General features: G+C 44.2%; 1 protein-coding gene. It reads right to left on the bottom strand.

Features of this window, described 5'->3' with window-relative positions; translation table 11 throughout:
* Nucleotides 1-345 (bottom strand): hypothetical protein (locus OQX64_RS22355; protein ID WP_265820422.1); only part of this gene is annotated, 345 nt, incomplete at its 3' end.
* Nucleotides 346-480 lie beyond the last annotated feature (135 nt).

The raw sequence follows: 480 nt of genomic DNA, 5'->3' as shown, positions 1-480 counted from the left end.
ACGACCCAAACCATCGAAGTATTGGATGCTCTCATTCACATCACAGATGCTTCGCCCGTTCAGGTTATTTGGATCAATCCCACCCTGCCTAAATGTTTTTGTACTGATGTAGTTCTGATTATTGCTCGCTGTGGCGCTATAGGGCTGACAATTGATATAACTCACACCCGTGGTGAAAATCCGCACATTGCCCGTGGCATGAAAACCATTCACCAGCGTAACGCTGCTGGGCGCACTAATCTGCGACTCATTGTTATATTGGCTGAGCACCAGCTGGCCACTCGCCTGTTGCATGCCGATGAGCAGGAAAAAACCTGCCACCAGCTGTTTGATCTGTATCTTCATGAGGCCTTAATTTTTGTAGTGATAGGTTGTATTTTTAAGAATGTTTCCATTCTGATCCTTCATATTCTTTAAGCGCTGAAACTCATCATATTCATAATAAGTAGTCATTCCTTTTGGATCTGTCATGCTGGTCAT

The sequence above is a fragment of the Pedobacter sp. GR22-10 genome, assembly GCF_026239715.1.
GTDB lineage: Bacteria > Bacteroidota > Bacteroidia > Sphingobacteriales > Sphingobacteriaceae > Pedobacter.
Note: the sequence above shows the minus strand (reverse complement) of the source record. Positions and strands in the feature narration are given on the sequence as shown.